General features: G+C 45.4%; 17 protein-coding genes. 12 read left to right on the forward strand and 5 right to left on the reverse strand.

All coding sequences use genetic code 11. The features are described 5' to 3' along the window. Positions 1–60 precede the first annotated feature (60 nt). Genes HRI96_RS08980 through HRI96_RS08990 form a run of 3 tightly spaced genes read left to right on the forward strand, consistent with a single transcriptional unit; the run spans position 61 to position 1466 of the window. The gene (locus tag HRI96_RS08980) at positions 61–414 is read left to right on the forward strand and encodes a hypothetical protein (protein ID WP_210117036.1); all 354 of its coding nucleotides are present in this window, start codon (positions 61–63) and stop codon (positions 412–414) included. After that, positions 404–988, forward strand: a complete 585-nt coding sequence (locus HRI96_RS08985) for an RNA polymerase sigma factor (RefSeq protein ID WP_210117037.1) — start codon at positions 404–406, stop codon at positions 986–988. Before HRI96_RS08980 ends, HRI96_RS08985 begins: the two co-directional genes overlap by 11 nt. Before the next feature lie 16 nt (positions 989–1004). Then, positions 1005–1466 (forward strand): hypothetical protein, encoded by a 462-nt coding sequence (locus HRI96_RS08990; protein WP_210117038.1) that lies wholly within the window; start codon positions 1005–1007, stop codon positions 1464–1466. A gap of 2 nt (positions 1467–1468) precedes the next feature. Here the strand turns inward: HRI96_RS08990 and HRI96_RS08995 are convergent, their stop codons facing one another. Continuing rightward, positions 1469–2377, reverse strand: coding sequence for a peptidoglycan DD-metalloendopeptidase family protein (locus HRI96_RS08995; protein ID WP_210117039.1), 909 nt, complete (start codon positions 2375–2377; stop codon positions 1469–1471). 29 nt (positions 2378–2406) lie between these two features. Further along, positions 2407–3015: an SAM-dependent methyltransferase gene (locus HRI96_RS09000; RefSeq protein WP_210117040.1), complete on the reverse strand. Its 609-nt coding sequence runs from the start codon at positions 3013–3015 to the stop codon at positions 2407–2409. A gap of 109 nt (positions 3016–3124) precedes the next feature. Between HRI96_RS09000 and HRI96_RS09005 the strand changes: the two genes are divergently transcribed. From HRI96_RS09005 to HRI96_RS09015, 3 genes are read left to right on the forward strand one after another with little or no spacing between them, the layout of a single operon-like run. After that, complete coding sequence (locus tag HRI96_RS09005; RefSeq protein ID WP_210117041.1) at positions 3125–4222, forward strand: FPP/GGPP synthase family protein; 1098 nt, start codon at positions 3125–3127, stop codon at positions 4220–4222. Between the two features lie 12 nt (positions 4223–4234). Beyond that, entirely contained in the window at positions 4235–4771 is a 537-nt protein-coding gene (locus tag HRI96_RS09010; protein WP_210117042.1) for a tetratricopeptide repeat protein, read from the forward strand. Next, positions 4764–5180: a SoxR reducing system RseC family protein gene (locus tag HRI96_RS09015; protein WP_210117043.1), complete on the forward strand. Its 417-nt coding sequence runs from the start codon at positions 4764–4766 to the stop codon at positions 5178–5180. Before HRI96_RS09010 ends, HRI96_RS09015 begins: the two co-directional genes overlap by 8 nt. Here HRI96_RS09015 and HRI96_RS09020 read toward each other — a convergent pair. After that, positions 5172–6368, reverse strand: a complete 1197-nt coding sequence (locus HRI96_RS09020) for a protein-glutamate methylesterase/protein-glutamine glutaminase (RefSeq protein WP_210117044.1) — start codon at positions 6366–6368, stop codon at positions 5172–5174. The two genes, HRI96_RS09015 and HRI96_RS09020, sit on opposite strands and share 9 nt — an antisense overlap. Positions 6369–6515: 147 nt before the next feature. Beyond that, positions 6516–7334: a CheR family methyltransferase gene (locus HRI96_RS09025; RefSeq protein ID WP_210117045.1), complete on the reverse strand. Its 819-nt coding sequence runs from the start codon at positions 7332–7334 to the stop codon at positions 6516–6518. 102 nt (positions 7335–7436) lie between these two features. Here HRI96_RS09025 and HRI96_RS09030 point away from each other — a divergent pair, with 102 nt between their 5' ends. From HRI96_RS09030 to rny, 5 genes are all read left to right on the forward strand, one after another. Next, on the forward strand, positions 7437–9044 hold the full coding sequence (locus tag HRI96_RS09030; protein ID WP_210117046.1) for a CTP synthase: 1608 nt from the start codon (positions 7437–7439) through the stop codon (positions 9042–9044). Then, positions 9041–9646, forward strand: a complete 606-nt coding sequence (gene lptC, locus HRI96_RS09035; protein WP_210117047.1) for an LPS export ABC transporter periplasmic protein LptC — start codon at positions 9041–9043, stop codon at positions 9644–9646. The genes HRI96_RS09030 and lptC overlap by 4 nt, the downstream gene beginning before the upstream one ends. After that, the gene (locus HRI96_RS09040) at positions 9643–10614 is read left to right on the forward strand and encodes an LptA/OstA family protein (RefSeq protein ID WP_256729203.1); all 972 of its coding nucleotides are present in this window, start codon (positions 9643–9645) and stop codon (positions 10612–10614) included. The genes lptC and HRI96_RS09040 overlap by 4 nt, the downstream gene beginning before the upstream one ends. 13 nt (positions 10615–10627) lie before the next feature. Then, positions 10628–11395: an LPS export ABC transporter ATP-binding protein gene (lptB, locus tag HRI96_RS09045; RefSeq protein WP_256729327.1), complete on the forward strand. Its 768-nt coding sequence runs from the start codon at positions 10628–10630 to the stop codon at positions 11393–11395. Between the two features lie 140 nt (positions 11396–11535). Continuing rightward, positions 11536–13065, forward strand: coding sequence for a ribonuclease Y (gene rny, locus HRI96_RS09050; RefSeq protein WP_210117049.1), 1530 nt, complete (start codon positions 11536–11538; stop codon positions 13063–13065). Positions 13066–13178: 113 nt separating this feature from the next. Here the strand turns inward: rny and HRI96_RS09055 are convergent, their stop codons facing one another. Next, entirely contained in the window at positions 13179–13763 is a 585-nt protein-coding gene (locus HRI96_RS09055) for a hypothetical protein (protein ID WP_210117050.1), read from the reverse strand. Positions 13764–13984: 221 nt separating this feature from the next. Here HRI96_RS09055 and HRI96_RS09060 point away from each other — a divergent pair, with 221 nt between their 5' ends. Further along, positions 13985–14479 (forward strand): COG2426 family protein, encoded by a 495-nt coding sequence (locus HRI96_RS09060; RefSeq protein WP_210117051.1) that lies wholly within the window; start codon positions 13985–13987, stop codon positions 14477–14479. The last annotated feature ends 4 nt before the right edge of the window (positions 14480–14483 follow it).

Genomic DNA, 14483 nt, shown 5'->3' on the forward strand with positions numbered 1-14483 from the left:
ATTGCAACCTTATTATATTCTTGTGCGTCTAACTAATACGACGGAGGTAAAACTGTAAATATGCAAAACAGCGTAACATCGGCGGGAGCGCAGGTAGTGCTTGCCGTAATTCCCATCGTAGGAATAGTGATCGGAGGGATAATCATATTCTTTTATCTTTTATGGCATCATCATGAGATAAAGCTCCAGATCCGCACAGGCGGCTATAAACCGGCAAAATTCGACCTTAAAACATTTTCCCTGCTCGTAGGCCTTTTGCTCACGGGAACAGGTTTCGTGCTGACGCTTTTTTTTCTGCTTATGGCAGGGCTCGGCTACGCGCTCTTAGGAGGTGTAATCCCTCTCATGTTGGGACTGTGCATGCTTGTTTTCTACAAAGTGAATCCGGATTTTAGAAACACTAATGCCGATTGACAGCGCTGCGCGCATTAAAAATAAGCTTGCAATAAAACGTGACTATGCGCTCGCCAAGGCGGCTCTTAAAGGCGACACAAAATCTTTTGCGGTGCTCATGAAACTTTATAAGCGCCGAATAGAAATACTCGGTATAAGCTTTTTTAAAAACACGGCCGACACCGAAGATTTCGTTCAGGAAGTCTTTTTGCGCGCTTACACAAAGCTTTCTTCATTTCAAGGCAAATCGCTCTTTTCAACTTGGCTCACAAGGATTGCGTACAATATGGCTGTAAATGCGGTAAACCGAAGAAAAGAATACATGCCCATAGCCGACGAAGACTCTCTCGTCGCGCCCGATCTTTCTCCGGAAGAACGTCAGATCCGTAAAACGTCGCTTGAAGCCGTGCGTCTTGCAATTAACGAGTTGCCCGAGCGCTTTGCCGTCTGCCTTGACATGTATTTTTTTTACGACATTCCGTATGCGGAGATCAGCGAAATCACAGGCTTCCCGGTCAACACTATAAAGTCTCATATTTTCAGGGCTAAGCAAATTTTGCGCGATAAATTGGAGGAAGCGCACTTTGACTTTTAATATTATTGGAGGAATTATGAAAAATTATAATAAAATCATGGATGATTTTCTTTTGCTCGACAAAAACGAAAGAATCCCCCTGCACCTTACTTTGCGGCTCTTATTCTGCAAAAAATGCCGCACGGAGATAAGACTTATGACTATGGCCGAAAAACTCATGCAGGGGCCGGTTAAAATACAAGTCCCGGTAACGGACGAGAGCATTGAAAAAGTCCTTAAACAGATAGATCCCGTATTTTCTGCGGAAAATATAGAAAAAAGTCCCATTTCGCTTTCACGATGGATCGCCGCAGGAATAGTGATGACGCTTTTAATGATCTGTTTCGGTATAATGACGAGAAGCGATTCATATAAAATGCTGGTGCTGCCTTTTTATTTACTGTTTGCGGGAATGATAACCGTATACTGCGCTTTTTTTGTGGGATGCAATATGGATTTTTTTGTAAAAAAAATCGAAACGCTGCGGGTTGCGGGATAATTTCATTTTAAAAGATTAAAGGGATTTACGGTTCTGCCGTTTTTAAAAACCGTAAAATGAAGGTGAGGCCCCGTGCTCAACCCGGTGTTTCCCACCCTTCCTATCACAGTTGCGGGAGAAACGCCTTGCCCTTTTAAAACAAGGGTCGCGCTCAGATGCCCGTACAGCGTTTTATACCCTGAATGATGAGAAACAATGATATAGTTGCCGTAAACATTGTTGTAACCCACAAAGGAAACCACACCGCCTAAAGCTGCGTATACGGAAGTCCCGGCAGGGGCGCACATGTCGATTCCGCTGTGAAAAGAGCGCTTGCCTGTAAACGGACTTAACCTCCATCCGTAAGCGGAAGAAATGTAATAGCGCCTGACAGGCCGCATAAACAGGTCGCCGTTGATTTCCTGCCGTGTTATGCGGTCAAGCTCCGCGTCCGGAATAAAAATAGTCTGCCCGTCTGAAAGAGACGAGCCTTCGGGAAGATTGTTTACCAAGGCGCATTTTTTAGCGTCCACCTTGTATTTTTCGGCTACGGATGCGACGGTTTCGCCGTTCCCCTTAGCTGAATACATGATGCCCGGCATGTTCGGAATTTTAAGATACTGTCCTATTTGGAGCAGCCTTGATTGGCGTATGTTGTTCACGCTTATAATAGTGTCCTGAGTAATTCCGAATTTTTCGGCGATCGCTCCGATCATGTCGCCTTTATCAACGCGGTAAGACTGATATGTAATAACATAATCCGAATTTTCTTCTTCCGCCGATGCTGTCGGCATTTCGGGAGTTTCAAGTCCGCCCAGTCCGGAATCGGCTTTGGAAAAACTCTTTACTTCAAGCACAACCGCGGCAAAAACCACCGCAGCGCAAAAGGATATAAGAGAACGGATCAATATTTTATATGTGTTAAGCCGCATATTGTAAAAAACTCCGAACAATGAGAATTTTATTTTACACCTAATTTCTTGTTTATGCCAAGTAAATAGGTCTCAAACGATTCCGAACGGCACGCAGAAGGTTTAAAGCCGCGCGCCGAAGTAAACACATCCTTCATGTACTTTAAAAATTTCTGCTGATCGCCGTTTTGAAAAATTTTTACGGCAAAGTTTCCTCCGGTTTTGAGCACGGTTTCGCCATACCAAAGCGCCATTTCCACAAGCCCTTCGGATCGTGCGGTATCTACAGTACGGTTTCCGGTAGTTAGAGGAGCGGCGTCGCAGACTACAAGGTCGTACGGTCCCAAACTCCTTATCCTTTCCCTTATATCGGAAGAATTCAGATCTCCTTGCAGAAATACAAGGTTTTCGCCTTTTACATCCTTTGCAAGAGGATTTAGATCGCAGGAAACGACCTTTCCGCTTCCTTCCAAACTGCGAAGCAAAAACACGGTCCAACTTCCGGGCGCAGAACCCAAGTCAAGCACCGTGTAACCCTTTTTTACCAAACCGAATTTCATATCCATTTCTTTTAATTTATAAACCGAACGCGCAGGATAACCCTCCGAAAACGCTTTGCGGGACCAAAAGTCTGGTTTTTCATATGAATTCGACGCCATACTTATAGTTTCGGCAAATTTTTAAAAAAAATCAGCGCCGAACCCATAATGCCCCCCCCCCTGCATTTAGCCTTTGTCTTTTCTTCCGCATTCCGCTATACTTTAAGATATGGATAAAGACCGCTCCGACTCGATTAAAGAAGAATTGGCGGAAATAGAAGCCGAATTGGACAAAGCCTTGCCTCAGACATACACGCGGGAATGGAAAAACGAATCTTTTTTGTCGATCCCCGATTGTGTTTCGCCTTCGCATTTAAATGCGCTGACAATTCCGTGCAGAGAACTTTTAAAACTCGGCGGCAAACGCTGGCGGCCGCTGTTGCTTATCCTGTGTGCAAAAATTACGGCGGAACATACGGCGAAAAAAGATCCTGAAGCAAAAAAAAATATTATGAAAAATGCCCGTCACATCGTTCCTCTGGTAGAATTTGTGCACACGGCAAGTCTTATCCATGACGACATTGAAGACGCCTCCGAAATGCGGCGCGGCAAACCTGCGGCGCACATAACTTTCGGAATCGACACGGCGATAAACGCCGCGTCATGGCTTTATTTTGAAGCGGCGGTATGCGTTAACACCCTTCAAGCTCCGGAACACATAAAAAACAGACTGTTCCGATTATACACGCAGGAACTTCGCCGCCTGCACTTAGGACAGGCGATGGACATACTTTGGCACCGCGAGCCCGGCCTTATTCCTTCTGTCGAAGAATACAAGGCCATGGTTGAAAATAAAACGGGTACATTAGCTTCTCTTGCAGCCCAAGCGGGTATAATCGCAGCGGGAGGAGACGAATCCGACGCGGCAAAAGCCGGGAAAATTGCCGCACAGATCGGCATAGGTTTTCAAATCTTAGACGACGTTCAAAACCTTACCACCGGAAACGCAGGAAAACAAAGAGGGGACGATATTGTAGAAAACAAAAAAAGTCTTCCGGTACTGTTGCACTTGCAAAAGCGCCCCCAAGACAAAGATCTTATCACCCGGTACATGGCAAGCGCGCGCAAAAACGGAATCGATGACGAATGCGTGGAAAAATGCATATCGCTGCTTGAAAAAAACGGAGCCGTAAAAGACGCTTACGCCGAAGGGAAAGACCTTGTGAATTTAAAAAGCAGGGAACTGTCGGCCTTGTATTCCGGTCTTGCCGACGACGATTCCGACATCGTAAGGCTTTTCCGAAATATGATACCGGACATAAAATGATGCGGAGAGCTTATGCTTGAAAATATTGAAACCCTAAACGCGCAGGCGATCAGACTTGCATCGCAGGGCGACTACAAGGACGCTATAGTCTGTCTCAAACGGGCAATAATAATGGAAACCACGAATCATCTCTTGTGGTTCAATTTGGGAGTAACGTACCGCGATTCCGGCGACATAAAGCAGGCGCAAGCCGCAGTGGAAAAAGCGCTTGAACTTGATCCTGAAAACACCGAATTTCTGGACACTATGGCCATCCTTTGCAACACCGCAAAAGACACCGAATCGGCCATGGCGTACTGCGCGAAAGCTCTGGAAATAGAACCCGAAGACCCCCATCTTTGGAATACGGCGGGCGTGATTTTTTTTAACCGGCAGGAATACACGGACGCATCGGAAGCTTTTGAACGCGCAGTAACTTTAAATCCATATTATTACGACGCGCTCTATAATCTTCGCGACACATACGACGAGTTGGGAAACAGGGCGGGAAAAGCCGACTGCATTGAAAGAATGCGATCTCTAACAAAAGGAGGCGGCGCGGATGCATGACACGGCTTTAGTGACGGCGGTTTCAGGAAAAAAGATCACGGTTATTCCTTTAATAAAAGACGCATGTCTAAGCTGCAAAGAAGGATGCGCCAAACGCGGGCACCCTTTCGAAGCGGCAAACACGAAGGGCTTGCCGCTAAAGGAAGGCTCCATAGTTAAGATAAATTCCGCAAAAAAGCATGAAATTGCTCAAGCCGTTTTTTCGCTGATTTTCCCGATTTTTTGCGCCGCAGGAGGATATTTTCTTGCACGGCCTGCCGCAGCAACGTTAGGCAAGACAGCCGCGGCGGAGGGGCTTCAAGCGGGTTTTGTTTTGCTGGGATTTTCCGCCGCGGCTGCAACTGTATTCTGGCTGAGCAGAAAAAAGATAAAACCCGCTCAACCTGAAATAACGGAAATCTTAAGTTAAATGCTCACGCGCAAGCGCGCTTATCTCGTCGGCCATTTTCGCAAGCGGAACCTGCTTCTGCACTCCGCCCAATTCCCACGCAACTTTGGGCATGCCGTATACGATGCTGGATTCTTGGTCTTGACCTAAGGTCCATGCGCCTTCTTTTCGCATTTCGGCAAGCTGGGCGGCTCCGTCTTTGCCCATGCCGGTCATTATCACTCCGAGGGCGTGGTTTTTATATTCTTTGGCGACGGATTCAAAAAGATAATCTACAGAAGGTCTGTGTCCGTTTCTGTGAGGATCCTTGGAAAGACGGATTTCCGTCCCCTTAAGCCCGCGAGCTATGCACATCTGATAATCTCCGGGCGCTATATACACGTGTCCGCCTTGAACGAGGTCTCCTTCTTCGGCTTCCTTTACTTCAAGCGGGCAGATGTTGTTAAGGCTTATGGCAAATTCTTTTGTAAAACCTGCAGGCATGTGCTGAACCACGAGTATAGGCTGTTTTAAATGCGGGTCGATCATTTTAAATACATCGCGGAGCGCATTCGGGCCGCCGGTAGAAATTCCTATGACAATGATATCTATGCGATCTCCATTGCGGACGGGCGTAATTGTAGCCGCGGTTTTGACTTCCGCAGGCGCCTTCCATGAAAAAGAAAACGGTTTAGCCGGTTCTGCAGGCTTTTGCGGCGCAGCGGCGGCGCCTTTCTTTTCTATGACAAGCTGTTCGGCCCTTTTTAACTTCATCTGCTGATGAAAAAAATCTACGGGATAAACTTTTTTCCCTTGTCTGGCAGCATACGGATTTCCGTAAGAAGCGAGCATTTCCACAAGGTTTTCGGCAATCCCCGAAAGGTCGGCCGATATGGATCCGTTCGGCTTGGTGATGAAATCGCTCGCTCCCAATTCAAGGCACTGCATGGTAACTGCGGCGCCCTTAGTCGCGACGCTTGAAAGTATTATTACGGGAATATCCCAGCGGCGCGCTTTGCGTTCCTTCAAAAATTGCACGCCGTCCATCACGGGCATTTCAATATCAAGCACCATAATGTCAGGCTTCATTTCGGGAATCCGCTCAAGAGCGATCTCGCCGTTCATAGCTTTGGCGCACACTTTCATCCCTTCGGTATTATCGATAATACGCGAGATCAAATTTCTCATTAACGCTGAATCGTCACAAACAAGAACGGATATATCATCCATAATTTTAAGCCCTCTTTACAACTAAAATCTTGCTCCTTCTGTAACATAATTGCAAAGAAAAAACAAGACGACGTTAAAATTCAAGACCGCTATGCGACCCGTCCGGTGATAAGCCCGCCGGCAGGCTACATACAAATTTTCGAGTGTTTATTTTATATTTTTTTGATACAAACAAGCCCAGTCCGTTTTCAGAAATTCAAATTTTGTATCCATGCCGAACAAAGATTCCGAATGTCCTATAAAAAGATAGGAATGCGGAAGCAGGGAATTCCAAAATCGGTTTATTACGGCCAATTGGGCGGCTTCGTCAAAATATATCAAAACATTACGGCAAAAAATGACGTCGAGATTTCTCATTCCCGAATCGTTTTGCAGATTATGATAATCGAATTTGATTTTATCCATCAGTTCTTTTTTTACCTGATAGCCCGAATCGCTTTTGGTAAAAAAACGCTCCAAGTATTTTTCGGGAACTCCCGTTATGCGGGCGTTGGAATAAAATCCCTGCTGCCCCACCATAAGCGATTTAAGGGAAATATCCGAAGCGGTAACGGCAAAGTCAAAACCGGCAGGCAAGATATCCTTCAGGATCATAGCAATGGTGTACGGTTCTTCCCCCGTAGAACATCCTGCGCTCCAAACTCTGATAACCTTGTCGACCGTTTTCTTTTTTTCTTCAAGAAGGTGCGGAACGACATAATTCGTAAAGGCGTCAAAGTGAGGCTGGTTACGGAAAAAACGAGTAAGGTTCGTAGTCACCGAATCCAGCATGATCTTCATAGCTTCTTTGTCCGACATTATCAGATTATAATACGCTCCGACGCTGTCGATCTTATTTTCGTGAAGCTGTTCCTTTATCCTGCTGTCTAGAACGGAGCGGTTCGTTTCCGAAAACGTTATACCGCTTTGCTCGTAAATTATCTTGCGGAATTTTTCAAATTCCGCATCTGTCAATAAATCAGCCATATCTTTTATTATAATACACATAATACGGAAAAAGTAAATCATTTTCCTACGCCGCGCTGTAAATCTTGACTAAATACCTCTTAAATGGGAAAATTATTTTCCATGAGTAAGTATGTTCTGGTAACAAGCGGCGTGTGTTCCAGCTTGGGCAAAGGAGTAGCTTCCGCTTCGCTGGGCAGCCTTTTTGAATGCTGCGGTTATAAAGTCGCAATGATGAAATGCGATCCGTACATTAACGTGGACGCAGGAAATATAAGCCCGTATCAGCACGGGGAAGTTTTCGTAACGGAAGACGGCGCCGAAACGGATTTGGATTTGGGAAATTTCTCGCGTTTTACCGATGTAAATCTTACTTCCGCAAACTGCATAACGATCGGAAAAGTCTATAATTCCGTCATAAAAAACGAAAGAGCGGGACGCTACAACGGCCGCACGGTTCAGGTAATTCCTCACATAACGGATGAAATCAAGCGCCGCATTTTGAACCTCGGCTCGCAAAGCGGCGCCGACATAGTCCTTGTAGAAGTGGGAGGAACGGTAGGCGACATAGAAACCATACCTTTTTTGGAAGCCGTACGCCAGCTCATACGAGAACTGGGGCGACAAAATACGGTCTGCATTCATTTGGCGCTGGTTCCGATCATCATAGGCGGGGAATTAAAAAGCAAACCTATACAGCATTCGGTAAAACAGCTTCAGGAAGCGGGAATACAGCCCGACATCCTTTTATGCCGCTGCGAGCAAATGCTTGACGAGGCTTTGAGAAAAAAGGTGGGGCTTTTTTGCAACGTTTCTCCCGGAGCGGTATTTACGTCCACCGACGTGGAAAAATCCATATACGAATTGCCCGTCCTTTTTCATGAACAGAAAATCGACGCGAAAATCCTTGAAAAACTCGGGCTTAAACAAAAAAAATGCGATATTTCCATATGGACTGACTTTCTTGATAAGTTAAAAAGTCCGTTGCAGACCGTTACGGTCGGTATGGTCGGGAAAAAAGACTATCTTGACAACTGTTATAAATCCGTAAGGGAATCATTGTTCCACGCTGCGGTAACGTCGCATCAGATAGATTTGAAAATAGAAAAGATAGACGCCGAAACTCTTGAAAACATCGACAGCGTAGACAAATATCTTAACTGCTTGGACGGAATCGTAGTTCCCGGAAATTACGGACAGAGGGGCTTTTTAGGGCTCTTAGCTGCCGTAAAATATGCGCGAGAACACAAGGTGCCGTATCTGGGCATCGACCTTGGAATGCAGCTTATGGCCGTAGAAACCGCCCGCTCGCTTTTAAAATGGGAAGACGCCGACAGCACGGAATTCATGCAGAACTGCAAACACGCAATTATAAGTCTGCCTGAAGAACAGGCGGGAATTACGTCTACAGGCGTTATGAAGCTGGGAGCCGCTTTAGTCAACCTGAATAAAAACACGAAGATCTTCGACATATACAAAAAAAGACAGATCAGCGAACGCCACAGAAGCAAATACACCTTCGACAAACGCTATGAAGACGATATGGCGCAAAACGGTCTTATAACTTCCGCTACGGCGGTTTCCGACTCGCAGACGGAGGCTTTTGAATGGAAGGATCATCCTTGGGGAATAGGAGTTCAGTATCATCCGGAATTCGTGTCGCGCCCTTCAAATCCTCATCCGCTGTTTATCGCCTTTATTGGAGCGGTAATAAGAAACAAACAAAAATGAAGGAACTGTCGGCGGCATTTGCTGTAATATTTATGATTTCCTTGAGCGCCTGCTCTCTCAATTATGCAAACGGTATGCCGTCTGCAGACGATTTTGTTCCCGAAATCGTTTTTACCGATGCAAAATTTTATAGAATCGAAAATTCAAAAAAAAACCTTGACGTTTACGCGGACAAAATAGAACAGTATAAAAAAGGAGCCGTTTCCTATGCGGAAAATATAAAATTCGCGTCATACGACGGCGATGAAAAAATAAACAGCGAAGGAAGCTGCTCGCTCCTGTCCGCCGATTCCAAAAAAAAAGAATACATTTTGCTGGGAGACATAATAATAAAAAATCACCCTCAAAAAACTACAATCTCCGCTCAAAGCGTGCGCTGGAATGCCGATTCACAGCAGCTGACCGGCGGGAAAGATGAGGTTGTAACCCTTGTGCGGGACGACATAACTCTTAAGGGCAGAGGTTTTTCCGCAAGCGCCGTGAGCAACGGTTTTTCCTTCAGCGGCGAAACGGAAGGGACTATCGTTACGGGAAGCGCAACCGGAACTGCAGAGACTTCGGACGGCTTTGCAGCGGTAAACGCAGATAAAGTCGCTCCATGAATTTCATGAATTTTAACAAGATGAAGAATTTCATAACTGAAAATTTCACAAAAGCGATAAAGTTTCTTTTTTTAGCTATTATCCTGTCTCCGGCTTTTTCCGATGTCATAACATTTAGAGCCGACGGCATGACCGGAAGCACGGGCGGCAAAAACGACAGAACAAATTTGGAAGGCCACGCTTTTGTAAAAACCGATTCGATGGAAATCGCCGCCGATAAGATCGGCATAAGCGGCGATAATTTCAGATATATTCAGGCGGAAGGCAATATTTTTGTAAAAAATACCAAAACGGAGATGGATTTTACATGCGGAAGGCTCTCGTATGACAGAGAGACAAAGATCGCCGTCCTTGACACTGACGTGAAGCTTACGGATCCCAAAAACGGAGTTTCGGCCAAAGCCCAGATGGTAGAGTATAATCAAAACACCGAAACGGCAGTTCTGCAAATAAACATAGAGCTTAGGCAAAAGGACAACGTATGCACCGGCGCCTATGCGATTTACCATAAGAACGAACAACTGCTTGAAATGAGTGGGAGCCCTAAGATAGTACAAGGCGACGATATATTCCGCGCACAGGAAATAAGCTTAAAACTTGACTCGCAAGAGATAACCATGAGCGGCCGCGTGCAAGGTTCGATAACAAGCGCGTCAAAAAACGACAAATCCGAAAATGCGCCTGACGACGCGGATACGGCGGATAAAGCGGCTAAAAAAGATGCGGAGGCAGGCGCCGCCGCCGATCCAAGCGCAGCGCACGATGATGATCCAAAATCCGCCGCTCCGAATGAAAAATCGAATCGGAACGTCGCCGGCGATTCCTCTAAAAAAAACGCCGCATCAAACGGCCGCGCGCCTCTTTCCGGCCCGGAGCAAGGCGCATATAACGGCAAAAACGAGGCAAAAGGATCCCTTAGCGACGGCTCGCCTGCCCCGGCAAAGGGAGGATCGCGTGCAAAAAAATGAAACTGCGCCGCAGATGGAACCCGTTACAAACGGCGACATTGCGCTCCGCACAACGGATCACGAGCTGCGTATTTCAAGTTTATACAAAAATTTCGGACGCAAAAAAGTCGTGCAGGGAATAGACTTTTCCATGAAGACCGGTGAAATCTTAGGGCTTTTAGGTCCTAACGGATCGGGAAAAACTACGACATTCTACATGATAATAGGATTTTACCGTCCTACGGAAGGCGAAGTTATCTTGGACGGCAAAGTAATCACTGGTCTGCCCATGTATAAGAGGGCGCAGGCAGGAATTGCATATTTGCCGCAAGAGCCTTCAATCTTCAGAAAGATGACCGTTGAAGAAAACATATGGGCTATCATAGAAACGCGTAAGGATCTCACGAAAAAAGAAAAAATTTTCCGGCTGGATAAACTTATAGAAGAGTTTTCGATAGAAAAAATCAGAAAACAGCCGGCGTTTACGCTTTCAGGCGGAGAGAGACGCCGCACGGAAATAGCACGCTCTTTAGCCATAGAGCCTAAATTTCTCATGCTGGACGAACCGTTTGCAGGCATAGACCCCATAGCCGTAGCCGACATAAAAAAAATGATCCTTCTTCTTTCCGAGCGCGGCATCGGGATCCTCATAACCGATCACAATGTGCGCGATACGCTTGAAATCACTCACAGATCAATCATCATAAACACAGGTCAGATCGTAGTTCAGGGAACAAAGCACGAAATCCTCGATTCGCCTTTGGCGCGTGAAATATATCTGGGCAAAGACTTTTCAATGTAAACCCGGTCCGTCCGCATTTTTCATCAATACCTTAAATTGTCAACTGGTTTGACAACAATCCTTTTCATACTGTATGATATAGTAATATTAAATGAATAATTTTAATCATTAAGGAAGTTTTTTTCCTAAGGAGATTGATAATGAACATAGTTTTATTCATCATTCTCCCTGCTATTGGAATTGTTCTTGGATGGACTATTCGCTGGCTGTATGCCAGATTTCAACTATCTGCGTCTGAACAAAAAGCAGAACGTGTAAAACAGGATGCAATTAGAGAAGCTGAAGCTCAAAAAAAAGAAATTTTGCTTGAAGCAAAAGATGAACTCATTCGGGAACGTAACCAACAAGAAAGGGAGAATAGAGAACGCCGCGCTGAAATACAGCGTTACGAGTCGCGCATAAACAAAAAAGAAGAACTTCTTGACCAGCGCGCTTCGGAATATGAAAAACGCGACAAGGAATTTGCCAACCGTGTTACGGACATGGAAAAACGCGAAGCCGTAATGGTCAAGCAGGAAGAGCAATACAGGCAGGAACTTGAACGTATTTCAGGTCTTACGGTAGAAGAAGCAAAGAGTCTTATCATAAAAAACCTTGAAAACGATGCGAAACACGACGCGCAAGCGCTCATAAACAAGATTGAACAGGAATCAAATCTAAGCGCGGAAAAAAAGGCGCGCGATATACTTGTGGCTACAATTCAGCGCATTGCAACCGAAATTACAAGCGACATTACCGTTACAACAGTTTCATTGCCGAGCGATGAAATGAAGGGTCGCATTATCGGGCGCGAAGGCCGCAATATCCGCACTCTTGAAACCATAACAGGCGTAGACATAATCATTGACGATACGCCTGAAGCCGTCGTCATATCGTGTTTTGATCCCGTGCGCAAAGAAATAGCAAAAGTTTCTTTGGAAAGACTTATTTCAGACGGGCGCATACATCCCACACGGATCGAAGAAATAGTACAAAAGGTTACGAGGGAAATACAGCAGAAAATTTACGAAGAAGGCGAAAAAGCTCTGTTTGAGCTTGGCATACACAATATGAACACCGACGGAGTTATAGCTTTAGGCAGGCTCTACTTTAGGACGAGTTACGGACAAAACGTTCTTAACCACTCAAAAGAAGTCGCACTCATAGCAGCCATGCTCGCCGCCGAAATCGGAGCGAACCGCGACGTTGCAAAACGCGCCGCCCTTCTGCACGACATAGGAAAAGGCGTAGAAAACGAAACCGAACAAAACCACGCGGAAGCCGGCGCCGAAATAGCGCGAAAGATGGGAGAAGACCCCGTGATAATAAACGCTATAGCAGCGCATCACAACGATGTCGAGCCTTCTTCCCTTGAAGCGGTTATAGTGCAAATTGCAGATGCGATTTCCGCCGCGCGCCCGGGAGCCCGCCGAGAGACCGTAGACAACTACGTAAAAAGACTTGAAAATCTGGAGGCCGTCGCTGAAAATTTCCCCGGTGTGGAAAAGGCCTACGCTATCCAAGCGGGACGAGAGTTGCGCATTCTTGTAAACAATGAAAAAGTTTCCGATCAGGATGTAAAAGACCTTGCAAGAAATATAGCAAAACAAATCGAATCGGACTTAAAATATCCGGGCAGGATAAAGCTTACGATGATCCGCGAAACACGGATCGTAGAATACGCCCGCTAATTCGTTCATTCGTTTAACGGACAAAAGCGGTTTTACCGTTTATTTTACGCTCTTACAAAGATACGGGAAATTTCGCATCAGCGAAATTTCCCGTTTTTATATGCGGAATGCGATCAGCGGAAAAACAGTTTTAAATAAATGGAGAGCGTATTGTCCGAAAAAGAATTTCCTCTGGGAACATGCCGCCAGTAAGCGCCTATCACGGGACAAATGCCGTCTTTTCCGTATTTAATGTCGTAATCAACTGCAAACTTAAATCCGTTCCCCCAACTTGTGGACGAAATTATGGAATCCTGATTGTACATCTTTATAAAAGAAGTACGCCTGCCCAGCGTATAAGCGACGCTGAACGCGAGTCCCTTTAAACCGGGATACATCTTTATGCCGCCGTTAAAAGCGTAATCTAAAAAATAACAATGCCGGCTTCCTTTCCAAAACAGGTCGCTCATAATTTCGGAATCGGCGGTAAAAACAAGGATATCCGTAAGAGGAATAAAAAAACCGGCTTCTCCCCCGATGATGAATCTGTTAAAATTTTCGCTGTTCATGGCAGAAACAAGGTCTTTTGTTTCGCTGTCGCCGTAAAAAACATATCCGGATCCTATGCCCATTTCAAATCCCGCAGAATAAACTTCTTCCGCAAAAAAGATAAAAAATAAAGCAAAGATCACGGTGAAAACCGATATATTTTTTTTCATAAATCCCTCAAAATTCCGGTAAGATTTGCCGATCACAAAATCCGTGCGATCCTTATTTATTTATCGGACAAAAAAGATTTAATTTTAACGGGAAGATCCTTCATACGATGACGGATGTTCGGTAACAGGCGGCGCTTTTCTGTAAAATGTGCAAGAAAAACGATCGTCCGCTGATTTTTCTCCTATTCCCCTGTTTAAATGTTTTAAGTATACTTACCGTTATGCTAAAAAACTATCTTTGGATCTTTTTTATTTCGATGCTGCCTCTCATAGAATTGAGAGGCGCCGTCCCCGTTTCACAGGCTTTAGGACTGCCGCTTTTAACGTCATACATTGTCTGCATCATAGGGAATATGCTGCCCGTGCCTTTCATATATTTATTTGCGCGCCGTTTTTTGGAATGGGGAGCAAATAAAAAATTCATAGGAAAAATTTGCACTTTCTTTTTGATAAAAGGGGAAAAAGGGGGCCGAAAACTTAAAGAAAAAGCCGGACGGGGTTTGTTCGTAGCTCTTACGCTGTTCGTAGGTATTCCTATTCCCGGAACAGGCGCATGGACGGGAACTCTTGCCGCAAGCCTTCTGGACATGAATTTTAAAGATACTGTGGCGGCCGTTACAACAGGAGTTCTTATCGCGGGAGTGATTATGGGATTGGCCAGCGTAGGCGTATTCGGGGCAGCAGGCGCGCTATTTAACCGATCATTCCGTTTTTAATCGG

It is taken from the genome of Treponema parvum, from assembly GCF_017893945.1.
GTDB classification, from domain to species: Bacteria; Spirochaetota; Spirochaetia; order Treponematales; family Treponemataceae; genus Treponema_D; species Treponema_D parvum_A.